Origin of the sequence: Companilactobacillus halodurans, from assembly GCF_009600985.1 — a bacterium.
Lineage (GTDB): Bacteria > Bacillota > Bacilli > Lactobacillales > Lactobacillaceae > Companilactobacillus > Companilactobacillus halodurans.
Map to the genome: position 1 here is coordinate 225,629 of NZ_VDFP01000001.1, position 23,015 is coordinate 248,643.

27 protein-coding genes, 1 tRNA gene and 2 pseudogenes are annotated in these 23,015 nt (G+C 35.1%); 9 read left to right on the forward strand and 21 right to left on the reverse strand.

Translation table 11 applies throughout. The features are described 5' to 3' along the window. From prmC to FHL06_RS01110, 3 genes are read right to left on the reverse strand one after another with little or no spacing between them, the layout of a single operon-like run. Entirely contained in the window at positions 1-882 is an 882-nt protein-coding gene (gene prmC / locus FHL06_RS01100; RefSeq protein WP_153384401.1) for a peptide chain release factor N(5)-glutamine methyltransferase, read from the reverse strand. Beyond that, complete coding sequence (gene prfA / locus FHL06_RS01105) at positions 827-1,924, reverse strand: peptide chain release factor 1 (protein ID WP_153384402.1); 1,098 nt, start codon at positions 1,922-1,924, stop codon at positions 827-829. Before prfA ends, prmC begins: the two co-directional genes overlap by 56 nt. Positions 1,925-1,947: 23 nt before the next feature. Further along, positions 1,948-2,529: a thymidine kinase gene (locus tag FHL06_RS01110; RefSeq protein ID WP_153384403.1), complete on the reverse strand. Its 582-nt coding sequence runs from the start codon at positions 2,527-2,529 to the stop codon at positions 1,948-1,950. A gap of 151 nt (positions 2,530-2,680) precedes the next feature. Here FHL06_RS01110 and FHL06_RS01115 point away from each other — a divergent pair, with 151 nt between their 5' ends. After that, positions 2,681-4,024, forward strand: a complete 1,344-nt coding sequence (locus FHL06_RS01115) for a Mur ligase family protein (RefSeq protein ID WP_153384404.1) — start codon at positions 2,681-2,683, stop codon at positions 4,022-4,024. A gap of 63 nt (positions 4,025-4,087) precedes the next feature. Here the strand turns inward: FHL06_RS01115 and FHL06_RS01120 are convergent, their stop codons facing one another. The 3 genes from FHL06_RS01120 to FHL06_RS01130 form a co-directional block, all read right to left on the reverse strand. Then, positions 4,088-5,056, reverse strand: a complete 969-nt coding sequence (locus FHL06_RS01120) for a serine hydrolase domain-containing protein (RefSeq protein ID WP_153384405.1) — start codon at positions 5,054-5,056, stop codon at positions 4,088-4,090. 72 nt (positions 5,057-5,128) lie between these two features. Then, entirely contained in the window at positions 5,129-7,003 is a 1,875-nt protein-coding gene (locus FHL06_RS01125; RefSeq protein ID WP_153384406.1) for an ABC transporter ATP-binding protein, read from the reverse strand. 2 nt (positions 7,004-7,005) lie between these two features. Further along, complete coding sequence (locus FHL06_RS01130) at positions 7,006-8,724, reverse strand: ABC transporter ATP-binding protein (RefSeq protein ID WP_153384407.1); 1,719 nt, start codon at positions 8,722-8,724, stop codon at positions 7,006-7,008. A 95-nt stretch (positions 8,725-8,819) separates the two neighbouring features. On the opposite strand from FHL06_RS01130, the gene FHL06_RS01135 reads away from it, so the two are divergent. The 3 genes from FHL06_RS01135 to FHL06_RS01145 all read left to right on the forward strand — a co-directional run bounded on the left by FHL06_RS01135 (position 8,820) and on the right by FHL06_RS01145 (position 9,882). Continuing rightward, positions 8,820-9,518, forward strand: a complete 699-nt coding sequence (locus FHL06_RS01135) for a CPBP family intramembrane glutamic endopeptidase (RefSeq protein WP_153384408.1) — start codon at positions 8,820-8,822, stop codon at positions 9,516-9,518. Then, the gene (locus FHL06_RS01140; protein WP_153384409.1) at positions 9,515-9,745 is read left to right on the forward strand and encodes a hypothetical protein; all 231 of its coding nucleotides are present in this window, start codon (positions 9,515-9,517) and stop codon (positions 9,743-9,745) included. Before FHL06_RS01135 ends, FHL06_RS01140 begins: the two co-directional genes overlap by 4 nt. A 64-nt stretch (positions 9,746-9,809) precedes the next feature. Further along, a tRNA-Glu gene (locus tag FHL06_RS01145) sits at positions 9,810-9,882 on the forward strand. Positions 9,883-10,258: 376 nt separating this feature from the next. Here the strand turns inward: FHL06_RS01145 and FHL06_RS01150 are convergent. The 6 genes and pseudogenes from FHL06_RS01150 to FHL06_RS01175 all read right to left on the reverse strand — a co-directional run bounded on the left by FHL06_RS01150 (position 10,259) and on the right by FHL06_RS01175 (position 13,309). Continuing rightward, positions 10,259-10,594 (reverse strand): head-tail adaptor protein, encoded by a 336-nt coding sequence (locus tag FHL06_RS01150; protein WP_153384410.1) that lies wholly within the window; start codon positions 10,592-10,594, stop codon positions 10,259-10,261. Between the two features lies 1 nt (position 10,595). Continuing rightward, positions 10,596-11,114 (reverse strand): annotated as a pseudogene (locus FHL06_RS01155) (HK97 family phage prohead protease); the annotation flags it as partial. 24 nt (positions 11,115-11,138) lie between these two features. Beyond that, complete coding sequence (locus FHL06_RS01160) at positions 11,139-11,687, reverse strand: DUF5067 domain-containing protein (RefSeq protein ID WP_153384411.1); 549 nt, start codon at positions 11,685-11,687, stop codon at positions 11,139-11,141. Between the two features lie 41 nt (positions 11,688-11,728). Beyond that, positions 11,729-11,959 (reverse strand): hypothetical protein, encoded by a 231-nt coding sequence (locus FHL06_RS01165; RefSeq protein WP_057812130.1) that lies wholly within the window; start codon positions 11,957-11,959, stop codon positions 11,729-11,731. 130 nt (positions 11,960-12,089) lie between these two features. After that, complete coding sequence (locus FHL06_RS01170) at positions 12,090-12,455, reverse strand: hypothetical protein (protein ID WP_057812128.1); 366 nt, start codon at positions 12,453-12,455, stop codon at positions 12,090-12,092. Between the two features lie 102 nt (positions 12,456-12,557). Beyond that, a protein-coding gene (locus tag FHL06_RS01175) for an IS5 family transposase (RefSeq protein ID WP_337692514.1) occupies positions 12,558-13,309 on the reverse strand; the annotation gives its coding sequence in 2 pieces (ribosomal slippage) (positions 12,558-13,081 and positions 13,081-13,309; 753 coding nt in all). A gap of 31 nt (positions 13,310-13,340) precedes the next feature. Here FHL06_RS01175 and FHL06_RS01180 point away from each other — a divergent pair. Together FHL06_RS01180 and FHL06_RS14990 are read left to right on the forward strand one after the other, a co-directional pair. Further along, positions 13,341-13,952, forward strand: a complete 612-nt coding sequence (locus FHL06_RS01180) for a phage portal protein (protein ID WP_337692515.1) — start codon at positions 13,341-13,343, stop codon at positions 13,950-13,952. A gap of 149 nt (positions 13,953-14,101) precedes the next feature. Beyond that, positions 14,102-14,212 (forward strand): annotated as a pseudogene (locus FHL06_RS14990) (Arm DNA-binding domain-containing protein); the annotation flags it as partial. A gap of 125 nt (positions 14,213-14,337) precedes the next feature. Here the strand turns inward: FHL06_RS14990 and FHL06_RS01190 are convergent. From FHL06_RS01190 to FHL06_RS01230, 9 genes are all read right to left on the reverse strand, one after another. Continuing rightward, positions 14,338-14,592 carry a hypothetical protein gene (locus FHL06_RS01190; protein ID WP_153384414.1) on the reverse strand — a complete coding sequence of 85 codons (255 nt, stop codon included), beginning with the start codon at positions 14,590-14,592 and terminating at the stop codon, positions 14,338-14,340. A gap of 531 nt (positions 14,593-15,123) precedes the next feature. Next, a complete protein-coding gene (locus tag FHL06_RS01195) occupies positions 15,124-15,465 on the reverse strand; it encodes a hypothetical protein (protein ID WP_153384415.1) in 342 nt (113 codons plus the stop codon). Between the two features lie 42 nt (positions 15,466-15,507). Then, the gene (locus FHL06_RS01200; RefSeq protein ID WP_153384416.1) at positions 15,508-16,092 is read right to left on the reverse strand and encodes a hypothetical protein; all 585 of its coding nucleotides are present in this window, start codon (positions 16,090-16,092) and stop codon (positions 15,508-15,510) included. 43 nt (positions 16,093-16,135) lie between these two features. After that, positions 16,136-16,375 (reverse strand): hypothetical protein, encoded by a 240-nt coding sequence (locus FHL06_RS01205; protein ID WP_192917932.1) that lies wholly within the window; start codon positions 16,373-16,375, stop codon positions 16,136-16,138. Between the two features lie 465 nt (positions 16,376-16,840). Then, entirely contained in the window at positions 16,841-18,244 is a 1,404-nt protein-coding gene (locus FHL06_RS01210; protein WP_153384417.1) for a virulence-associated E family protein, read from the reverse strand. Continuing rightward, complete coding sequence (locus tag FHL06_RS01215) at positions 18,244-19,041, reverse strand: bifunctional DNA primase/polymerase (protein WP_153384418.1); 798 nt, start codon at positions 19,039-19,041, stop codon at positions 18,244-18,246. The genes FHL06_RS01210 and FHL06_RS01215 overlap by 1 nt, the downstream gene beginning before the upstream one ends. Before the next feature lie 39 nt (positions 19,042-19,080). Further along, positions 19,081-19,248, reverse strand: a complete 168-nt coding sequence (locus tag FHL06_RS01220) for a hypothetical protein (RefSeq protein ID WP_153384419.1) — start codon at positions 19,246-19,248, stop codon at positions 19,081-19,083. Between the two features lie 121 nt (positions 19,249-19,369). Beyond that, entirely contained in the window at positions 19,370-19,591 is a 222-nt protein-coding gene (locus tag FHL06_RS01225) for a hypothetical protein (RefSeq protein WP_153384420.1), read from the reverse strand. Positions 19,592-19,649: 58 nt separating this feature from the next. After that, the gene (locus FHL06_RS01230; RefSeq protein ID WP_125708081.1) at positions 19,650-19,826 is read right to left on the reverse strand and encodes a helix-turn-helix domain-containing protein; all 177 of its coding nucleotides are present in this window, start codon (positions 19,824-19,826) and stop codon (positions 19,650-19,652) included. A gap of 150 nt (positions 19,827-19,976) precedes the next feature. Here FHL06_RS01230 and FHL06_RS01235 point away from each other — a divergent pair, with 150 nt between their 5' ends. The 3 genes from FHL06_RS01235 (at position 19,977) to FHL06_RS01245 (ending at position 22,850) form a co-directional block, all read left to right on the forward strand. After that, positions 19,977-20,792, forward strand: coding sequence for a helix-turn-helix domain-containing protein (locus FHL06_RS01235; protein WP_153384421.1), 816 nt, complete (start codon positions 19,977-19,979; stop codon positions 20,790-20,792). A gap of 55 nt (positions 20,793-20,847) precedes the next feature. Further along, on the forward strand, positions 20,848-22,026 hold the full coding sequence (locus FHL06_RS01240) for a site-specific integrase (protein ID WP_153384422.1): 1,179 nt from the start codon (positions 20,848-20,850) through the stop codon (positions 22,024-22,026). 434 nt (positions 22,027-22,460) lie between these two features. Next, on the forward strand, positions 22,461-22,850 hold the full coding sequence (locus FHL06_RS01245; protein WP_153384423.1) for a DUF2513 domain-containing protein: 390 nt from the start codon (positions 22,461-22,463) through the stop codon (positions 22,848-22,850). Positions 22,851-23,015: the final 165 nt, after the last annotated feature.

A 23,015-nucleotide genomic window follows, 5' to 3' on the forward strand; every position in this document is an offset into this window, starting at 1 on the left:
CTACATCTCCTTTTTAGCTTTTAGATATCGGTAATTCCCACTTATATCTTTATGAAATTCTACAACATATTCGGGTAAATTATCACAAAAAATTTGTTTTATCGCATTTTTTTGTCGAAAACCGAACTCCATATACAAAATACCACCATTAGAAAGATAATTATCAACTTTCTTTGAGATACTCTCATAGAATTCTAAACCATTATTCTTTCCATATAAAGCTAAATCCGGTTCATATTTAATTACGCTAGTATCCATATCAACTTTTTCAGATTCTGCAATATACGGAGGATTAGAAACGATTACGTCAAATTTCTGTGGTTTGATCTCTTCAAATAGGTCGCTTTCTTTAAAGAAAATATTATTTGTTTGGTAATTATCAGCATTTTGCTTTGCTACTTTCAAAGCTGAATTGGAAATATCTGTCGCCAGAATATCATCATTAGGAAATTCTAATCCAAGAGTCACGGCAATGACACCGGCACCAGTTCCGATATCCAGAATACTTTCTTGTTCTTTTCCATGCTCGTCGATAATTTTTTGCACCATCTCTTCAGTATCTTGGCGTGGAATAAGTACACTATCATTAACTGAAAAGTTTCGATTCATGAAATATGCGTATCCCAAAATATACTGTACAGGAACATCCATTTGCAATTTGACTAATCCCTGACGAAATTTTCGTAAAATATCAGCTGGAATTTCTTCATTACGATGCAATTGTAATTGAGTGTAATTGAATCCCGACAACTCTTCTAATAAATACTGGGCGTCTTCAGGAAATTTTCCTCGATCTTTTAACATAGAAAAAGCCCTTTTCAGGGCGTTAGAATAGCTTAGCTTCTCCACTTTGAATCTGCTCCAACTTCTCTGCTTGATCATGAACAATCAAAGCATCAATTATTTCTTCTAATTCGCCGTTCATGATTCGATCCAACTTGTTCAATGACAAGCCGATACGGTGATCAGTGACACGGTTTTGTGGATAATTGTAAGTTCTAATACGTTCCGAACGATCACCAGTACCAACGGCTGATTTACGTTTTTCATCGTATTCATTTTGATTTTGTGATTCATAGTAATCATAAACACGTGACTTCAAAATTTGCATAGCCTTTTGACGGTTTTGTTGTTGTGAACGTTGATCTTGCATAGCAACAACGATTCCTGTTGGCAAGTGAGTCATACGAACAGCTGATGAAGTCTTATTGATATGTTGGCCACCAGCACCAGATGAACGGTAAACATCAGTTCTAATATCTTTAGGATCGATATCGATATCTACTTCATCGTACTCTGGCATGACAGCAACAGTTGCTGTAGAAGTGTGAACTCTACCTTGTGATTCAGTAGCAGGTACACGTTGAACACGGTGTGCCCCATTTTCATACTTCAACTTAGAATAAACGCTGTCACCTGTAATCATGACAGCAACATCTTTGTAGCCACCAACTTCGGTATCAGTTTCATCAATAATGTCAAAAGTCCAACCTTGTTTTTCAGCATACTTGCTATACATCGTCAACAAGTCAGCGGCAAACAAACTGGCTTCATCGCCACCGGCAGCTCCACGGATTTCCATAATAATATTCTTATCATCATTAGGGTCTTTAGGAAGCATCAAAAGAGTAATCTTGTGTTCAATTTCATCAAGCTCTTTTTTGGAAGTTTCCTTCTCATCCTTTGCCATTGCTTCCATTTCGGAATCGTCAGTTTCACGCAAAATCTCATCGCTATCACTGATACTTTTTTTCAATTCTTTGTAACGCTTGAAGGCAGCTACGACATCACGCATGTCAGCTTCTTCTTTAGAATAAGCCATGTAGCGTTTAGTGTCGTTGATAACTTCAGGATCGCTCATTAATTCTTGAAGTTCGCTATATCTTTCAAGTAGCGTTTCTAGTTGTTCAAATATTTTATCCAACTTAACTATCCTTTCTTCTATTATTAATCTTTATTAAGCATTGGAGGATGGTTATAGTGTCGACGGCATACTGGGTAGTACATTTCATTACCACCGATTGCAATCTGATCTCCGTCATAAACTGGTTTACCATTTGCCATACGCATATTCATTGTAGCTTTTTTTGTACAGAACCAACAAATTGTCTTCATTTCTTCTAATTTATCAGCATACAACAACAAATATTTAGTTCCTTCGAACAATTCATTTCGAAAATCGTTCTTCAAGCCAAAAGCCATAACTGGGATTCCTAAATCATCAACGACTTTTGTTGCTTGCAAAACCTGATCTTTGGTCATGAATTCACATTCATCGATCAAAACGCAAGATGCGTTTGGATTCTCTTCTTTGACAATTTCAAAAACATTTGAATCATCCTTAAGAGCAATTGCATCACGAGTTAACCCCATTCGACTCTCTATCTTACCTGCACCGGAACGGGTGTCTAAAATACTAGTCATTAAGATAACTGACTTACCTTGTTCTTCATAGTTATGCGCTACTTTCAAAATCTCAATCGATTTTCCACTATTCATAGCACCGTATTTAAAAAATAATTGAGCCAAATTTACGCCTCCAAAAATATGTCCTAAAAGATTATAACGAAAAAAGACGCTCTTGAACACATCAAACATTTTCAAATCGAACAAAATCAACTAAAATGTAGCTCAGGTGTGATAATATTATTTTAATTAATTCAATTTGGGGTTTTTATTAATGACATTTAAATCAGGAATCGCAACATTAACAGGAAAGACATCCTACTTTATTTTAAACAAGCTTTTTAATGGTGGATCTTCTTATCCAGGAAAAATTGCTTACAAAATTGATCCAGATATTTTAAGAAGTCTCGGCAAGGATTACGACCTTATCGTTGTTACTGGTACTAATGGTAAGACTTTGACAACATCATTGATCAACAAAATGTTGATTCAAAAATATGATGACGTTTTGACCAATCCAACCGGTTCTAATATGATTCAAGGTATCGTTACAAGTTTTGTGACGCATCACAAAAAAAGCAAAAAGCCATTGGCTGTTTTAGAAGTCGATGAAGCTAACGTGCCTATCATCTGTAAATATATCAAACCAAAGTATTTTGTCTTAACAAATATTTTCCGTGACCAAATGGATCGTTACGGTGAAATCTATACAACTTATCAAAAAATTGTCGATGGTATCAAAATGGCACCAGATGCAACTATCATTGCTAATGGCGATGCCGCTATCTTTTCTTCAAAAGAATTGCCTAACAAATTTGTTTACTATGGCTTTTCTGACAAAGGCGATGAAAATGAAGATTTTAAAGCACCAACTAATACTGACGGCGTTCTTTGTCCTAAATGTAATCACATTATGCACTATCATATGATTTCTTATGCCAATCTTGGCAGTTACTTCTGCCCTAATTGTGGTTTCAAGCGAAATGATTTGAAGTATCAAGTAACAAAAATTTCTACTCTCCTACCTAATAAGACTGAGTTCGAAATCGATGGCAATAAGTTCAAGATGAATATCGGTGGAAAATACAATGTTTACAATGCTTTGGCTGCTTTCGCGATTGCTTCAGAAATGGGTATCAGCACCGACCAAATGCAAAAAGCCTTTGCCTATGATGAAAAAGTTTTTGGACGTCAAGAGACAATCAACGTCGATGGCAAAGATGTCAACATCATCTTAGTTAAGAATCCCGTTGGTCTAAATCAAGTCATCGAAACAGTTCTCAGCGACAAAGATCCATATACATTAGCCTTTTTGTTGAATTCTAACTACGCTGATGGAATCGATACAAGCTGGATTTGGGACGGAAACTTTGAAGATTTTGATTTCGGCAAACTACCACTAGTTATTACTGGTGGGAAACGTGTTAAAGATGTAACTTATCGATTCAAGATTGCCGGTCTCGATATGAAGAAAAATCTGGAAACAGTTGAAATTGAAGATTTCGTCAAAGAGATACCAAAGATTCCAACTGAAAAATTATATGTTCTAGCAACTTATACCGCTATGTTGGGACTTCGTAAAGCCCTTGGCGATAAAGGCTATATCAAACAAAAATAATATATATTTAAAAGACTACTTATTACTATTCGTATTTGAATAGTTACAAGTAGTCTTTTTTTATTATTTACTTTCTTTTAAAAATGAATTTAAAATTGTTTCTCTTCTTTCCAAAAATAATTGATTAACTTGTCTTGGATGAACACGGTTAGTCAAAACAACCATCGCATTTTGATGGGCATAATCTAAAGCAATAAAATGTCCCGTATAGCCAGTGTGGAATAAAACATGGCCAGAGCCATCTGGTTTAACATCCCAACCTAAAGAGCGACCAGGGTTTAACTCCGTATAGTTATGATAAAGAAATTTTTTATCAGGTAACAACATGTCTTGTGCAAATTTCAAAACATCATTTAAAGTTGAAAACATTCCAGCAGATCCACAATGCTTGCCTAATTGTTGAGCCTTAGGGTCATTAACGACTCCCTGCAACATTTTTCCTGCTACTTTATAAGTCGGCACGCACAATTTTTTGTCTGGCTCAAAAGTGGTTTCCTTTAGACCTTCGGGTTCAATAATGTATTTCATAATAGCATCTTGAACTGGCATCTTATAAAACTTTTCAATCACTAGACCTAAAAAGATCAAACCAGTATCCGTATAAACTACTTTCTTATTAAAAGTATCAGTTACAGGTAGCTTCAGCATGGCTTGAAGCAATTCTTCACCATTCATCTCATCACGATCAGGAATAAATCCATGAATACCAGAAGTATGAGTAATTAAATGAAATAATTCGATTCGACTATCGGTAAATTCAGGGAGATATTTTTTGATTGGGTCGTGTAAGTTGATCAATTTCTCATCTAACATTTTTAGAATCAACGGAACTGTCCCCATCACTTTAGTTAATGAGGCCAAATCGTGCAATTCATCGCCTTTGAGCGGTAAAATTTCAGGAAACCATGCCTTATTGCCGTATGTATATTTTTTCGTCTGAGACGAGCTGATGAAGCCGAAACTAGCCCCAGGAACAATTTGTCGATTAACTAAATCAATTATTTGAGCTTTAGTTTCTGTAAAATCTGCCATAAATCCTACCCTTTCTTTTGAAGATAAAAAAAGAACGTGCCCTAGCACGCTCTAATTATATACTTTTGTAAATTACATTGTGACATTTCCAGCGAATTGTGAATTATAAAGATCCGCATAGAATCCATTCTTAGCCATCAATTCATCATGATTACCAGTTTCAACAATTGAACCATGATTCATAACGATAATCTTATCGGCATCTTGAATGGTTGATAATCTGTGAGCAACGACGAAACTAGTTCTATTCTTCAATAGACGTTCCATCGCATGTTGAATATGTAATTCAGTTCTTGTATCAACTGAAGATGTAGCTTCATCAAGAATCAAGATTTCAGGGTTGGCCACAAAAGCCCGAGCAATTGTAATCAATTGTCTTTGACCTTGAGAAATATTTGAAGCCTCTTCATTCAAGACTGTGTCATATCCTTTAGGAAGTTGACGGACGAAGTTATCTACATGGGCTGCCTTAGCTGCATTGATGATTTCTTCTTTAGTAGCATCTTCACGACTGTATTTCAAGTTATCATAAATACTACCAGTAAAGAGCCAAGTATCTTGTAGAACCATTGCATAATGACTTCTAACATCTTCACGAGTCATATTGCGGACATCTCTGCCACCAATCTTAATGGAACCGCCAGATACATCATAAAAGCGTTCCAACAAATTGATAATTGTAGTTTTACCAGCACCAGTAGGTCCAACGATAGCAACCATTTCACCCGGTTTAACTTTTAGATTGTAATCTTCAAGCAAGATAGGACTACCTTCGTAACCAAATTTAACATGATCCAAGGTAACTTTATCGTCAGTTTCAACATCAGGAACATCGACTTTTTCATTCTTCATTTCTGGTTCATCAAGAATTTCAAAGACACGTTCAGCAGAAGCTACCGTTGCTTGAATCGTGTTAGTTAAGTTAGCTAGTTGCGCAATTGGCTGTGAAAATTGATTCATGTATTGCAAGAAAGCTTGGATATTACCTAAAGAAATACCACCATTAGCAACTTGAATACCACCATAAATGGCAACGAAGACATAACCTAAGTTATTAATGAACGTCATCAAAGGCATAACGATACCAGAAATCAATTGCGCTTTCCAAGAAGCCTTATACAATTTAGCATTTTCTTCTTCAAAAGCATCGATTGATTCTTCCTCGTGGTTGAAACTTTTAACAACGACGTGGCCGGCATAATTTTCTTCAACTTGATTATTCAAGAGACCTAATGAAGTCTGTTGACGTTTAAAGAATTTTTGCGATTGTGGAGCAATGACGCCCACGACAACTAAACTCAGTGGAACTGTGATCATAGCAATCAAAGTCATTTTCCAACTGATTGTCAGCATCATCCAGATAACACCCACGAAAGTAACGGAACTAGTTACCAACTGCGTCAAACTTTGTTGCAAAGTTCCGGCGATGTTATCCATATCGTTGATAGCACGTGACATAATATCACCATTAGAGTGCGAATCATAATATGAAATAGGTAAACGTTGCATCTTCGACTTCAAATCACGTCTTAATTTATAAACTGTTCTTTGTGAGATTCTTGTCATCACAAATTGTTGAATAAAACTAAATAGCGCTGAAGCAAGATACATTAAAATTACAATGAAAATTATTTGTTCAATTTTACCAAAGTTGATTGGGAGCCCATTAATTTCGATACCAGCCTTTTGTTGAGCTATCCCTTTCATCATCCCTTTGTAAATTTCAGTTGTTGCTTGTCCTAAAATCTTTGGAGTCTTAATTTGGAAAACGGCTGAAGCAATCGCTAAAGCTAATACGATGATTAGACCAACGATATAAGTCGACATATATTTAGCTAGGCGACCACTGGTCTTCCAAAAATTCTTAGGCTTCACAACTACTGCTGGGCCACGATTTCCTGGACCATGTCCAACAGAAGGTGAATCTTGAGATTTCTTTTCAGCCATTACTAATCCTCCTTCAATTGAGACTCAATTATCTCTTGATAAGTCTTATTATTTTCTTTTAATTCTTGGTGAGTTCCAAGACCGACCATCTTACCGTTATCCAAGACAACGATTTGGTCAGCATCAGCAACAGTTGAGATACGTTGTCCAACAATGACAACCACTGCTTGACTGATTTTCTCATCATTTTTCAAAGCTGTCCGCAAATTAAGGTCAGTCTTGAAATCAAGTGCAGAGAAGGAATCATCGAAAACATAAATTGAAGCATCTTTAACTAAGGCACGAGCGACAGCCAAACGTTGTTTTTGACCACCTGAGAAGTTATCTCCGCCTTGTTCAACAATACCATCCAATTGTCCATCGAGTTCCTTAACAAAATCAGCAGCCTGAGCAATCTCTAAAGCATGCCAAATTTCATCATCAGTTGCATTATCTTTACCATAGGCCATATTCTCACGAATTGTACCTTTGAAAAGAATAGCAGTTTGAGGAACCATTGATACCTTGCTGTTGATATCTTCAGTGCTCAAAGCCTTAACATCAGTTCCATTTAAACTGACGACACCAGTTTCAGCATCATAAAATCTTGGAATCAAATTGATCAAAGTACTTTTACCAGAACCAGTACCACCAATAATGGCTAAAGTTTGGCCTTTCGTAACTTTGAAATTCAAGTTTGCCAAAGCTAGATTTTCAGCACCATGATATCTAAAATTGACATCATTAAAACTAAGTGATGGTTCTTTTGCCACTTCAGCAGGCTTTGCTACAACATCGATTCGGCTCTTAGTTTCAAAAACTTCTTGAATACGAGCTGCAGAAGCGGAAGCACGTGGAACGAAGACGAACACCATCGAAAGAATCATGAAACTCATTAAGATTTGCATAGCATAGGTCATGAAAGCAATCATATTACCAATTTGCATTGATTGATTAGCAATATAATGAGCGCCTAACCAAGTAATTCCAACATTGGTACCACTCATAACTAAGGTTACGACTGGAAACATTACCGCTACGATCGTGAATACTTTAACAGCATTGTTAGTGTAATCAGCATTGGCATTTTTGAAACGATCTTGTTCAAATTTATCTTGTCTGAAAGCTCTGATAACACGAACACCCGTCAAACCTTCACGAAAGACTAAGTTCAAACGGTCAGTTTTCTTTTGCATTGCTTTAAACAATGGCACCGCAAAAAACATAACCAGTGCGACAACAATAACTAAGATAGGAATAGAGATTAAGAAAATTTTGGTCATTTCAGCATTTTTTTGATAGGCCATAAAACTTGCCCCAATCAACATGATTGGAGCCATAATCATCATTCTCAACATCATAATCATCACATTTTGGATTTGAACAACATCATTAGTAGTTCTAGTCGTTAATGATGAAGTCTCGAACTTGTCGAACTCATCGTGAGTAAAGTATAATATTTTCTTAAATAAATCGGATCTTAATTTACGACCTAATCCTTGAGAGGCCTGTGCTGCCATAAAGACATTACCAAAGGCAGCAATAACAGCGATAAGTGCCACAATCGCCATTTCCATACCGGCATGCATGATATAATCAATATCACCAGTAATAACACCTTTATTAACAATGTCTGATGTAAGATTAGGAATATAAAGCGTCGCAACAACTTGGAAAACCATAAAAATGACCGCTGCAAGTACTTGCACTTTATTAATCCTACCTCGAGCAATCTTGAACATTTATTCACTCCCTTTAAAAAAACTCATTATAGTATTAAAGCACTAATCATCAAAGATTTCTAACGATTATCTCAAAAAAATAAGGTGAATTATCAATGAATAAATCAAAAAATACTTATCATCCTATAAAAGTCATACTTCTTATTATAACCTTTTTATTCTTATTTTTAATGGAACAGCTTCCATTAAGTATATTAACTTTAACTAAAAAGGAACTCGGAGCAAATTATAGCTCATATATCAGCTATGCTCCACTCCTAACACTCATTTTGTTAGCGATTTCAACAATAATTCTCATTTTTGTTTTCAAACATGCTCAAAAATTCCCTACGCAAAAATTTACTAAAGGTACTTGGATGATCGTTGTCATCGCAACCGTTTTAACCATGGTGATAAATTTTGCTACCGTACCGTTTATGAGGAGCTCCAATGAAAACGTCGATGCTTTGAAATTAGTGGCAAACAATAATATGGTAATTTTAATTCTTTTCACAATATTTGTTGCACCAATTTTGGAAGAAATTCTTTTCCGTGGAATACTTATGAACTGGTTTTTCGTTGATCGACCCTTTTTAGCAATTTTGTTAAGCGGAATAGTCTTTGGTTACGTTCACGCACCTTTTAGTGCCAATACCGACTGGATTTACGCCCTTTCGAAAATTTTGTTGGGAGTGGTTTTAGCTGGAGTTTACTATCGAACTAAAAATATTAAAGCTGATATCACCGTACACTTTTTAAACAACATCTTAGCAATCTTAGGTGGTACCATCATTTCGGGGGCTGTCTTACTATGAAAAATAGACAAAAGAAATTTAATGAGATTTATCAAAACCTCTTACGAAAAGTTGTAATGTTTGGAGTTTTATCAATGCTTCTAATTGCTAGTGCCAGAATCACCGGTTGGGTAATTATGGAATATGCTGGTTTTGCCAGTGCCATCTATACTATCTTTTTGATTGGAACTATGATTTATGTACTCTTTATTAAGTCAAAAGATAAGGATGATGAAAATAATTCTTAATTAATTGAGGAATTATATTGACATAAGCCCTACTTTACAGTTAAAATTATGAATGTTGTTTAATTGCCCGTTGGTCAAATGGTTTAAGACGCCACCCTCTCAAGGTGGAGTTATGGGTTCGATTCCCATACGGGTGATAATTGAGTTTTACAGGTTGTCATGGGTCGTCAAAACCCTTGATAAATCAACGTTTTATAAATTGAGTTCTTCACTGGTTATCACTTATTTACAATAAAGCGGAGCCACGACGGAGCCACGAAAAAACATTTAAGTTTGTACGGCGCTTGAACATCGACTTGATCGGTGTTCTTTTTTTTGTGCATAAAAAAAGCCTGGTATCTCTACCAGACTAGAAAATTAAATATTGTATAGCACTAAGGAGTGCTACTAGATTAAAGAATTTCTTACTAACAAGAAAAAAACTCACTGTATTGCAATAATTCGATAAAACGAGACCTACAAAGCTTGAATTATTTTATTTGATAGATATTTCTTATATCTACCATAAGTATATTATATCACTTTTTTCATTGTTGTAACTACTGTATCATAGGCTTTATACGTATTATCTTTAAGAATATTATCAATTGTATAGGTCTTACTGTTCCATTTAATAATCATAGATGTATCAATTTCTTTCGGTTGATCGTGACGGATAACAAAAGAAGTCTTGCCACGCATTAATGTACCAGCATCAGACTTGTAGTCTTTGAGTAAATCGCTTAAAACTTTACACCAGGTAGTAAATACTTTACCTTCACTAGGAACCATTACACCATCGTCATTTTGTTCATAAGTCTTGCCATAGAAATCTATTACATCTGTTAATTCACTAGGGTTATTAACCATTATTTACTTGAACATTTGCATCATCGTACGCTGGAATTGCCACAACTGATACATCAAATAATGATTTAACTTGCTTGATAGTTCTAATCACATTGCCATCATCATCTTTGGTAAATGTATCGCCATCATCTGCAACGGCAAAAGTAAAACTCATATTTGAAATATTGCCATCTTTTACATTTTCGTATGTATCATCAGCGACTGTTGTCTTTGGTAGTTGTGCTTCAAAATGTAAACCTTTATCGTCTACATCAAGTTTTAACGTACCAGCTTTGGTACTTGCTAATACCTTTCCAAAATCATGGTTTGAAACCATAAGAACATCTGATAAGTCCACACCGTCGAAAGCGTTCTTATCAATAACTTCTTTAAAATTTCCTAAACTTTTGCTTGGTGTATCAAATACCACGGCGTAACCAGTTAGGGACTTGCCGTCTTGTTGGTCGTCCTTTGTGTTATCATCGTTATTGGCGTTTGAATCAGTGCTATTTTTTCCTTCTACTTTGGTCGGTTGGGGAATGTGGCTTTTTTGTTTTGTCTTATTTTAATTTAACTTGTATGTCATTGATCCAAGACTTTTACCAGTAACAATATTTTCAGCAGTTAATTTAACCGGTGTGGTTGTATCATCTAATTCATATGAAACAGCCATTTCAACGGTTCCACCAACTTTAATTTCTTCAGATTGTGAATCTAAAAATCTATCATCAGGAAGTGAACCAACATCCAATTCATTGACTGAATCTTTATTATTATCCTGAATTGCCTTGAAAATACTTATCCAAGCACCGTTTGGATCTAAGTCTTTAGCTTTCTTATTATGAACTTTGAACCAAAATGCCAATACAGGTTTTTCACCATATTCGTTTCCAGTTTTGCCAACTTGGATTACTTTTGTTTGAGTAATATCAATATCGTAATCCTTGGTTACTAACTTATTATCCTTGAAATAAGTTGATGCTTTCTTTTTAACCTTCACGGTTTTATCAGCTGTATCAGATTTTGAAGACGATTCGTTGCCACCGGAACAAGCTACCAATGTTGAAGCTAAAAGAATAGTTAATCCCGTTAATGCTAAACTTTTGGTTTTCATTTTCTTTTTCCCCCGAAACAAATTTCAGCTTTTAAAGTCAGTCAGATTTTGGACATAGAAAGACCGTTATTTAAATTGAATTTATAGCCCTTATACGTGAAGTCAATTCCACGTTTAATACGATAAGTGTCAATGGCTTTCCACATGTAAGATTCAGACACTTCAAAGAAGTCTGACATTTCCCAAGGCGTTCTAATTCCGGCTTGATAGCAAGCTATAATGCTATCCAAATCAACTATTAGACAATACCCTAGTGGCCGTTTTTGATCCATTATCAATGGCTTTTTAAATTAGGGCCTAGTACTTTTGGAATGGAAATACTTTCCAACACCAAAAATTCTAGACCCGTTTAAGTTGCTACGTTTTGCATCCAATAAAAGCCCCAAGTAGGGGCTTCGATTATTACTTAGTTGCTTGTTTACGTAGTGCAATAAAGTGCCAAACGAAGAAGCCAACACCAATGACGAATGAAACCCAACCCCAGATTTGCAAGTCTGAATATACATGCGCGTTGCTGATCGCGAATAACCATGAAATGATCATCAAGACAAGACCGGCAATGTCACCACCAAGCTTTTCTGATTTGCGAGTGGCAATATAAATAATTCCAGAAACGATGAACAGGATTGCTACCACAAAGCCAGCACTTCCACCCACGTCCTTTGACTTATCAATAGCATTACCAACACCCACGGCGAATGATTGTAGCAAGATAAACAAGGACAAAACAATCTGCAAAATTCCAACAACTAATTTTGTTGTTTTCAATATATGATGCCTCCAAAATATTCAGCTTTTATAGTCGTCAGTATTTGGACTGATTTTGAGTCACAGAAAGTGATTTTACAGGTTATAACCCTAAGAACGTATTTAGAATCTTTTCAAGAGTATTCGCAGGAAGGCTAAGCTAATCATCATCTTACTGGTGTTCAGCTTTCGCTCACAATTGCGCCAGAGGCGCCGATATTTTCCTAGCCAGCTAAAACTGCGTTCGATAACCCAGCGTTGCGGGGTCACTTGACCGTGCCTAAGGTCACTCTGTTTAGCAATAATGACTTCAGCGTTAATCATTGCCTGAACTGATTGAGCAAAGTTGTTACCAGTATAACCACCATCGGCCATTACTCGTTGAACCAGGTCAAACTGTGATTTGTTTAACGCCAGTAGCGCATTGGCGCCATCACGCTCAGAAACATTGGCGGTTGTCACATGGACTGCCATCGGCAGCCCATTGATATCTACAGCAAGATGGCGCTTAATCCCACTCACCTTTTTACCACCATCGTAGCCGCTACTTTCAGCAGGATCGGTATTCTTGACACTTTGAGCATCTAGAATGATGAACGATGTATAAACTGAACGCTTCTGAGCCAACCGATGTTGGCTGACAATTTTTTTAAAACCTTATCCAGAGGAGTGATACCAGCAGGAGATGGCGTTTTAGTCCAAAGTAACCAGTAATAATAGACGGTTTCCCATTTAGGAAAATCGCTGGGTAAACCGCGCCAAACGCACCCATTTTTCAAGGTATAAAGCAGGGCACAAAAGATATCATATAAATCAACCTTTCTTGGCTTAGTCCGCTTACGTATACCCAAGTTGACGTGCTTTACGTTCTTGATTTAGCTCATCAGCAGTTTTGTATTTGCTAATATTACCAACGGTGGTTTGAAAGTAAACAAGTCAGACCTAGATGCAGAGGCTAAAGGTAATATCAGAAGTGAGTTTGAAAAATCTAATGCTGGAGCTGGTAACAGTTCAAGAACTCTAGTAATGGATAGTTCAATGGACTATACCCCACTAGAAGTAAATACCGATATATTGAAGCTAGTTAATTCTAACGACTGGAGCAGTAAACAAATTGCGAAAGTATTTGGGCTTTCAACTTATCAATTAGGTGTAGAAGAAAATCATTCCAGTGTTTCCCAAACTAATATGAACTATATCAATGGTACTTTGAGTCATTACTTCAATGTATTTACAGCAGAGCTAGACTTTAAACTTTTAAGTCATGCTGACAAGCAAAGTTTCCGATTCAATACCGATAGATTGTTTAGTGTTGATCCCGAAACGACCACACAGAACGTAATTAAAGCAGTTCAAGGTGGCATTTTAACTATCAATGAAGGAAGAAAGAGAATGAACCTTCCAGCCGTAGATGGTGGCGATAGTTTACTTGTAAGTTTGAATTATGTTCATCTGGATAACATGGATAATTATCAAAATAATAAAGATAAAAAAGGAGAAAATTCAGTTAATGAATAACGATGAAAAAGAAAAATGCTTGAACACAGATGCTAGCTTATCCGCTCAACCGACCAAAGTTCAGGATGTGACTTAAACGAAATCTATACTAAATGGGCTAAAACTCCCCCTATTTAACTCCTTTAGTATACCATACTGGAGGAATACTCATGGAAGTATATAAACGTGGTAAAGCTTGGACTTATCGTATCAGATACAAGGATACTAATGGTAAACGTAAATCTTTATCTAAGAGCGGATTTAAGACTAAAAAAGAAGCTTATACCGTTGGTTCCATTCCACATGGTTTACTTTCTAAAGTAAACGTAAAACCAGAACCATCATCTAGTATCTTGGCTTTAAGCTGTTCTATATTCATAATACTTCCCCCTACTTTCCATAAAAACTAAATGAAATCTAATTCAACTGTATCAATCAATTCAGTAAGTGATTTACCAGAATAAAACTTATCTGTCATTAACTCATCAATATCGGTATAATCTTTATTCTTATCTCCAGACCAGGCTCCAAAAGTAAATACTCCACTTTCAACAATTGGTTCCATACCACAAGGCTCACCTTTATAAGTAAAAGTGTACCCACACATTTCATCAATTATTTTGAATTTAAGTTGTTCTATATTCATTGACATCACTACCATAGATACCCCCCTAATCAAATTCATGATAAAAAATGTACAATGACGGCGTGAACCACGGCTATAACGGGGAGGGGGTGGGTACGCCCCCCCATTACCAGGCACGTTACAATTTACCAAGCAACATCAATAAACGCCGTACACGGCTTAATAGGGACTTTTAAAAATAAATTATTTTTTATTTAATCACCAACAAATAATAAAAATAATTTATTTTTTTATTTTATTTTTAATTTAAATCTTGTCAGCATCAGACTAGCTCCACCCATCCACCCCAGTACCCAAGTGAGTGGGGCGAGGGAGTGACGGATACAACTCTGCGACTCAGAAATTTATTTTAAAAATATATTTCAAACTAAATCAAGTAACTACAAACTATTGTAGCAACCTATTAACGGCTCCTTATGCCATTTGATTACCTTTAATGCCAATACTATTGTTCTATTCATTAACCCAACCAGGCACAAGGTACACGGGCTAGTGAGGTTGTTATCCCAACTATATGGCGGGTATCAATATAAACCAGGGTTCTAATCAATCATTTGAATCCAAGCCATCTAACAAATTATTGTAACCCTTATCCATAGAAGTTCGTTTTTCTGATTTTATTATTGAATTATTATCATACTTATCTTCAACTTCTTTGGATGCCTTTGAAACAGCCTCTTCAAGTTCACGGGACTTCTGTTCTTCTTGTTCGGTTTTAATGCTTTCCGCCATGCCTTTATAAAGTTTTTGCATTTCAGCATTCTCCGCATCTTGTATAGCTTTACGTTTTGCATCTACTTTGGCGTTATGCTCTCTTACTTCCTTTTCAAATTTTTCATCTACTTCTTTTTGCATTTTATCTATACTAATATATTTATTTTCATCCATAGTTTTAATACTCCTTTTTTATAACCAATAATTATTGAATTTCTATTTTTCTTCACCCGCTAATTTTGATAGTGATGTTCCCTTAACTTTAGCATTGTAAAAACCACTTACTGAAATTTTACTTCTATATTCCTTATCACTTGACCAGGTTGTACCCCCATCACTTTTCAAAATACGTCCCTCGGGTTCTTTATAAACTTTTCGTTGTAAAACGTTCATTAATTTATTAGCTTTATTTGTAACTCCACTCGATTCATTAGCAAGTGAACGAATGTCTGCAATAAGTTTTATCGCTTTTTCGTTTAATGCCTCTTGTTCATTATCAGCGCCTTCAGTAATTTCTTTTAACAATGAACTATATTCTGCTTTACTAATTAGTGGGGTATTTTGAACCTTATTTTTAGTTTTCGTATAAAGTTCTTTGGCGTGATCTGCTGACCAAATTGCATTTTTCGCCTTATTATAATCATCTACATTTACGGTATCTTCGGCGTTCTTCAATTTTTTGTTTGCATCCTGGATAGCTTTATCAGCGGTTTCAATCTTCTTTTGATAGCTATCAATTTTGCTTTGGTTATCTGTCACTAAGTTAGTTAATTTTGATTCAATTTCTTTTAAAGTTGTCATTTTTTTATATTCTCCTCTGTTTAAATTAGATCAATCAATTAATTTAATATTTAATTTTCTTATCAATAATATTTGCCTTCGTACGATATAGGTTGGTGGTACTGGACGGCTTAATATTGAAGCACCAGTTCTTACTCTGCTTGTCCGCAACCTTGAAACCAGTAACCAACATTGCACCTTTAAACATTCCATTCATAATGTAAAAGCCACAACCTGAATCACTGAAATAGTGTTTAAGACTGTAAGAATCATCAGCGTAATTAATTCCTTTACTGGGTGCCAATGTATTGAGTACCCACGTAACCAGTACGACCTGCTCTAATGGTGATAGGTCTAAAAATCTAATGGGATCATCGTAACCATCGGGGTCTAATACCCCGATAGTGGGGGGTAATTTATTCTTAACCAAGTGGTGTCGTTGTTTTATCCACCTGTATAGTCGGGTGTAATTATCTTGTAGTTCCATTTATTTATTCCTTTCATTTAATTGAGACATGATATAGTAGCATGTCTCACACATGTATCATCTATGTAACCCTTGTGCCACTTGGTATAGGGACTATTATCATTCAACGTGTGACGTGAGACATGTATGTTTTAAAACTTCAAATAAAGCACTGTTACACACTTAGTAATACTTTTTTTAATACTTTGGTATTTACATGTCTCATGTCTCATTATTCTTGTAAGCCTTGATACTATTGGGATAAGAGATGATACATGTCATGTCTCTATCATGTCTCATGTCTCATCTTCGTTTATATCCACGTCCGCGTTTGTTCTTGCTAATTCTTACGTTGTGACTTCTTTGCCAGGTATCTTGTAAGCTATTCATAACATCAGAAATCTGTTTACCAACATTTCCACGTGATGCAGAAATCAGCTGATCGTTACTAATATGAAAAGCAACTTGTAGAATTTCATTTGTGGTTACCTGGTCAATGGTTGTAGTTTCCTTAACTGGCTTTTTGTCCATGTCAACACAAGTACGATCGTTCATATAATCGTTAAAATAATAACGTTTGTTTTCAGTAGGATATTCATTCCAATTGATTGGTACTGGCATATCAAGATAAGATAATATTTGTTCCTCACTAGGATCTTGAATCATAGCATCTTTTTGATATTTCTCTGCAATCTTCTGTAAGGAATCTGTTATAAAGATTTGTCCACCATTGTTATATAAAACTTTGGCTTCTGCCAAAACTTGCAGAATATCAGCATCATCTATATTGAACGGATCTTTCTTCTTTTCTTGAACATTACATTCAATAGGAAAAAAACGTCTGTTTCCTGTCTTATCCTTCAAGAACTCTGGTGGATTCGAAGTACCAATAAAAGCAATCTTACGTGGGTGATCTGTCGTGTAGCGTCCGTACGACGGTCTGTAATTGTCAAACTGTGCTGATATAAAAGACTTGACGTGATCTACATCAGTTCTACGCATGGCTGACAATTCACCAATTTCTACAATCCATTTACCTTTTAGTTGCTGGAAGTCGTCCTTAGTTTTACCCATGGACTCTAGCTCATCTAAAAAGTAATCACGGTATATAGAACCTACTAGGGTACTTTTACCAATACCTTGACCGCCAAATAAGATAGGAACAATTTCAAACTTAACACCAGGGTTATAAACTCTAGCGACTGCACCTGTTAACCAACGTTTACATATCTCACGTGTATATTCGGTATCTTCTGCACCTAAGTAGTCTATGAAAAAAGTTTCAACTCGTTTCACACCGTCCCATGTGACCGATTCAATACGTCGCTTGACGGGATTAAAAGAGTGATCCATAGCAAACTTTACAATTGCATCACTGATAGCATCTTTAGTAGGAACGTAATTGTAATTATCCTCAATAAACAACTTGAGTTTAGAATCATCACTATCTAGCCAGTCACCTGGTTTAGTATCAAGTGAGTAGTTAGGCTTCAATTTTTGAAGCTGTTCTGAAAACTCGTTGTATTGAAGTAGGTCTTTCAATCTGGCATCATTTTGAAGTATTAAGAATACATTTTTGCTTGAACTAGATCGCATCGTACCTTTATCAGTCTTAAGGAATTGTTCCTTCCATAGATCAATAACGTTATCCGTATTAGTTTGCACTTGTGACAGTTCTTTAATTTTGTTTTTAAGTCCTTCTTCCATTAATTCACCTTCAATCTACGCAACTCCCTTGAAACAACCGAACTGTAAACAGTGTCCAGCTCTTTCTGTGGTAAAGGTGGGGATATAAAATTTTGATTAATAACCGACAATAATTCATAAACATTACTAGCACTGGTACCAACTGCTAGCATTGAACCTGCAATACTTGTAATGAAATTGTTGCGTTGTCCCTTGGTGGCTCCTTTAACAATCTTGTCTAGTAATCTACCTGTGTACTTCTTAAATCGTGGCGTACCAGAGCTAACATTATTAGCTGGCTTATCCTGGGCAAACTCTAGTAACCAGGTGGGGGCTTGTTTGATATCATCAAAAGTCCCGCTTCCATTAGAGTAGCTAACTCCGTCAATACTGCTTGGAGCTATTAAGACGTTGCTTGTCATTAGATCAATACCAGAACCATCAAAAAAGGCATTGACGTTGTTTGTTAAGTCTAAATTTGCAGGCACTTTAAAAAACCAGTGAGTTCCGTTCCTTGGAGTTTTTTCAACTAGAGTATCGTTAGGGAGCGCCCCATATTTTTCCACAATAGTGGCAAGACTGTGGAGCCCGTTGCCATTGCCATGCATATCAACGTCTACCACCATTAAGCCCGACTTCTTTAAATTAATACCGATATTATTGTTAGTCCCATCGAACCATTCTCGCGCCATCGATTCATCATTTACTGCATCATTAAAACCGTGGGTATCTTTCATACCCGACTTACTACCAGGTGCGGTAGGATAGTAATATATATTTCTTTTGGCTAGTTCTAAAGCCATTTCATAAGTGGTCAATTTATCACTTCCTTATTATTGTTGTGTACACAAACAAATTTATTTATCCTCATTGGGGAGTTTTTCAATTAAATCACCTAATCGATTATCTACTGCATTAATTGAAGTTGACACGGTTTGAACCGCATCTATAAATGCTGTCGCTAGATCAATCGTTTGTTTATTGTTCAAATTCATACAAATAATATCTTCTAATTCATTTTCCATTATTTAAAAACTCCTTAATTTTTGGTATAATTAAGGCAAGTATTAATTGCTATGTGTAGGACTTATTAACTTTTGTCGGTTAGAATAAGTCCTTTTTTTATACCCTTTTTTTTGTAATTCATTACTGTAATAAAATAGCATCACTGATAGCTTTAGCATCTTGAGCAATTTCATCTGCTAATACGATAGCTGGCACAACTACTTTCTTTTCACCATCGTTCACTGTGATCGTGCTATTTCCTTTTAAAGCATCTAGGTTTGTTTCAATATTGCGAATGTGTGCTTGAATATTTTCATCTTGTGCTTCAAGGAAATTCATTTCTTCTTCGTCACTTTCAAACATAATTATTTCTCCCTTATTAGTTAGTAAACTTATAACTGTGCGCCGTGCAAAGCTACTGTTATATTTTTTTAGATTCTAAGAATTTATCACAATCTACTTGATCTATTCTTTTAACACCACCAACAATTGAAACTTTAAGACCCTGGTCAATGTATTTGTATAAAGTGTTGTAACTTCCAATATTCAAATACTTTAAGGCTTGACCAAGTTTCATATATCTTGGTAAATCAGTCATAATTTTTCATCTCCTTCTATCTATTGTTCTTAAAGGTTTCACTTTCATCTCTTTATGACTATCATTATACTCAATTGTCATGTTCTTGCAACCTTTACTAGCCATTTTATTAAATAAATGATACTCTTAGTGCATTGGAGGTAATTAAAAGTGCTTAAATTCAGCCTTGATAAAATACTAAAAGATAAGAATGAAAACATTAGCGAGTTATCTCGCCAAACTGGACTATCAAGAAAAACTCTTACACAACTTGCAAATAATGATAGTAAAGGTATTCAATTAAATACTCTTCAAAAACTTATGGAACATTTTGATTTACCAGTCGAAAGTTTTTTTGTGAACCACTTGCAGGACGTGTATGCTTCAATAATCGACTTTGATACAAAGAAAATCACACTTCCGTTTAAGATAGATAGTATTGATGGAAGATTGAAAATATTACAAATAGTAATAAGAAATGATGACACAGAAAAAAATTCATATTATGGATATCCAATTATATTGGTTCCACTTAATTCAGATGATAAAAATAGCAATCTAAAAAAAGAACAAGAAAACGAAATTTGGGGGTTCACCGTTCTGGACTTAGATTCCGACTCATTTAATAATCAAAAAAAACTCCCCAACGATTTAATAAAGATTGTTGATTATCAGAATGCCAAAGTTAATAATGTTCTTTCTCATCTTAACGATAAGCAAATATTTACGCTATTCTTTACTGCATTACTTACTGAAAAAGTAACGTATAAAGTTAGCGATCGTTTCAAAGAATCTGGAAGTATGCCTTTCATGATTGACTGTTTTGGCATAAAGAAAATTGACTTTTTAAATATTAAGAAATTAAATAATGGAGAGTACACAGTTACTCTTCCTGAAAAGCTATTATTTAACAACGATGATTCAACTAACCAAAAATTACTTTTACATATTTTAAAAAACACAGATTTGACTACCTGGTTTAAATAACTAATCAATCTCCCCATAACGCGCCGTGCAAAGCTAGAAATGGGGAAACTAAACTATGGCAAGTTTTACACAATACAAAACAAAAGATGGTAGTAAATTTTGGCGTTGCCAGTACACCATTGCAACTGATCCATTAACTGGCAAAAGAACTAAACGTCAAAAGCGTGGTTTTAAGACACGCAAAGAATGTGAAATTTATGTAGCTCATCAATTGGCTGACTTAGATAATCACGGATTTAAGGAAGACACTAACGCAACGTACAAAGACGTGTACGATAGTTTCATTGAGTCTTATAGGAAGACGGTCAAAGAAAGCACGCTAAACCACGTCTTAGGAATGTTTAGAATACATATCTTGCCAGCTTTCGGGAAATATAAGATAAAAAAAATAACCGTTACTACCTGTCAAAAGATAGTAAACGGTTGGTATGATGATTTTTCAGACTATAAAAAGATTAAGAATTATGCCAATCTTGTTTTTAAAGAAGCCAGACGTTTGAGTATCATATATGAAAACCCTATGGATCTTGTAATTATGCCAAAAAAGAAGGCTAAAATACAAAATGCTGATGATAATAAATTTTGGGATAAAAACGAATTACAGGCTTTCATAAATCAAACTAATAAATACTATGGTGGTAGAAATGAGAAAGCCGTAGCATTGTTTAGACTACTAGCCTTCACAGGTGCCAGGAAAGCTGAAATATTGGCTTTACAGGTTGCTGACTTTGACTATAAAGATAAGACATTATTAATTAATAAAACTGTTACAAGGGATATTGATAACCACCAGGTTATTGGTACACCTAAAACTATTAATGGCTATCGTACTTTACACTTAGATCAAAATACTGCGGATATTTTGAACCATTGGATAAGTACAATGCACAAAGAAATGTTTATGCTTGGATATAATACTGGTTCACGGAACCAATGGATATTTCCTAATACTCACAACCAACTATTATCTATGATGAAACCAAACAAGTGGATGGATGCAGTTATTGACTCATACAATAATGATAACAAAAAGAGATTGAAACGTATTACACCACACGGTTTACGTCACACTTGGATAACACTTGCTATTGAATCTAATCAACTAACAATCAAACAAATTCAAAAGCAAGCTGGGGATAGTGATGTGAGCGTAATCCTATCGACCTATGCTCATGTTACCAAACAAGCCACCGAGGAAACAATAGATAAATTCACCAGTTATGTAGGCTTCTAAATTTCGGAGCCACGAGCGGAGCCATTAGATGTTTAAGCGCTATTAAGCCCTTGTAAGCACTGGTATTATAGGATTTCATCATGTGGGGATATAACCCCCATACGGGTGATAACGGGGGTTCAATGAGTTTTAATAGCCTCCAAAACCGTTGATATAAAAGCATTTTGAAATTTACAATTTTGATAAGTTTCGATATGGCTCAAAAAAAGTGAGCCACAAAAATATTTTGTGGACTGCAAAAATATGATCGTTAGTCTTAATTGACTAGCGATTTTTTTGTACAAAAAACTCACGATAATTTTCGTGAGCTAATTAATAATCATTTCAAAGCAATCATTTGTTGAGCTGTACTTATTGTCTACTTTTTTGAATATTATTATTCTTTACACTTATTTTTTTTGGTATTATTTTAAAAAAAGGAATTAATATTATAAATGAGACTGAATAATGAATGTATTCGTAATTCTTTGCTAGAGATTGAAAGTAAATTAGAATTTGATGAAAATCTTGAATCAGAAGAATTATTAAAGTTTGAAACTTGTAAGAAATTTGGTAATGAAGAATTTTTATATACATTATCAAAATTGAATGAAGCTGGATTTATAGTGTTTAATACTACTAAGGCAGATAATAATTCATACTACTGGTTTAACGTTTCAGAAATAACTTGGAACGGACATCAATATCTTGATAATGTTCGAGACCCAATTGTTTGGAAAGAAACAAAAAAAGTCCTTAAAAACTTTGAAAGTGTTTCAATCAGTTTTGTATCAAACGTAGCTGCAGAGATACTTTCAAATTTAATTAAACAATACATGAATTAAATTGATAAAAGTTCCATATATCAGTCAAACCTTAATTGATTTGACTGTTTTTTATTTATCTAATTAAACAAACCCATCATTTAATAAATATTATATGGATTATTTTAAACAACGTAAAAAAATGAGAAATAGTTCTATCCCAATTTGATATTTTTATACAAAACA

What these genes read in the sequence shown, in the direction of transcription:
- FHL06_RS01190 (WP_153384414.1), bottom strand. Translation starts at nt 14,592, where the DNA reads ATGGTAGTGATGTCAATGAATATAGAACAACTTAAATTCAAAATAATT.
- FHL06_RS01140 (WP_153384409.1), top strand. Translation starts at nt 9,515, where the DNA reads ATGAAAAATAGACAAAAGAAATTTAATGAGATTTATCAAAACCTCTTA.
- FHL06_RS01150 (WP_153384410.1), bottom strand. Translation starts at nt 10,594, where the DNA reads ATGGTTAATAACCCTAGTGAATTAACAGATGTAATAGATTTCTATGGC.
- prmC (WP_153384401.1), bottom strand. Translation starts at nt 882, where the DNA reads ATGATCAAGCAGAGAAGTTGGAGCAGATTCAAAGTGGAGAAGCTAAGC.
- FHL06_RS01230 (WP_125708081.1), bottom strand. Translation starts at nt 19,826, where the DNA reads ATGACTGATTTACCAAGATATATGAAACTTGGTCAAGCCTTAAAGTAT.
- FHL06_RS01210 (WP_153384417.1), bottom strand. Translation starts at nt 18,244, where the DNA reads ATGGAAGAAGGACTTAAAAACAAAATTAAAGAACTGTCACAAGTGCAA.
- FHL06_RS01130 (WP_153384407.1), bottom strand. Translation starts at nt 8,724, where the DNA reads ATGTTCAAGATTGCTCGAGGTAGGATTAATAAAGTGCAAGTACTTGCA.
- FHL06_RS01220 (WP_153384419.1), bottom strand. Translation starts at nt 19,248, where the DNA reads ATGGAAAATGAATTAGAAGATATTATTTGTATGAATTTGAACAATAAA.
- FHL06_RS01135 (WP_153384408.1), top strand. Translation starts at nt 8,820, where the DNA reads ATGAATAAATCAAAAAATACTTATCATCCTATAAAAGTCATACTTCTT.
- FHL06_RS01240 (WP_153384422.1), top strand. Translation starts at nt 20,848, where the DNA reads ATGGCAAGTTTTACACAATACAAAACAAAAGATGGTAGTAAATTTTGG.
- FHL06_RS01160 (WP_153384411.1), bottom strand. Translation starts at nt 11,687, where the DNA reads ATGAAAACCAAAAGTTTAGCATTAACGGGATTAACTATTCTTTTAGCT.
- FHL06_RS01195 (WP_153384415.1), bottom strand. Translation starts at nt 15,465, where the DNA reads ATGGATGAAAATAAATATATTAGTATAGATAAAATGCAAAAAGAAGTA.
- FHL06_RS01120 (WP_153384405.1), bottom strand. Translation starts at nt 5,056, where the DNA reads ATGGCAGATTTTACAGAAACTAAAGCTCAAATAATTGATTTAGTTAAT.
- FHL06_RS01200 (WP_153384416.1), bottom strand. Translation starts at nt 16,092, where the DNA reads ATGACAACTTTAAAAGAAATTGAATCAAAATTAACTAACTTAGTGACA.
- FHL06_RS01245 (WP_153384423.1), top strand. Translation starts at nt 22,461, where the DNA reads ATGAGACTGAATAATGAATGTATTCGTAATTCTTTGCTAGAGATTGAA.
- FHL06_RS01125 (WP_153384406.1), bottom strand. Translation starts at nt 7,003, where the DNA reads ATGGCTGAAAAGAAATCTCAAGATTCACCTTCTGTTGGACATGGTCCA.
- FHL06_RS01165 (WP_057812130.1), bottom strand. Translation starts at nt 11,959, where the DNA reads ATGGATCAAAAACGGCCACTAGGGTATTGTCTAATAGTTGATTTGGAT.
- FHL06_RS01115 (WP_153384404.1), top strand. Translation starts at nt 2,681, where the DNA reads ATGACATTTAAATCAGGAATCGCAACATTAACAGGAAAGACATCCTAC.
- FHL06_RS01225 (WP_153384420.1), bottom strand. Translation starts at nt 19,591, where the DNA reads ATGTTTGAAAGTGACGAAGAAGAAATGAATTTCCTTGAAGCACAAGAT.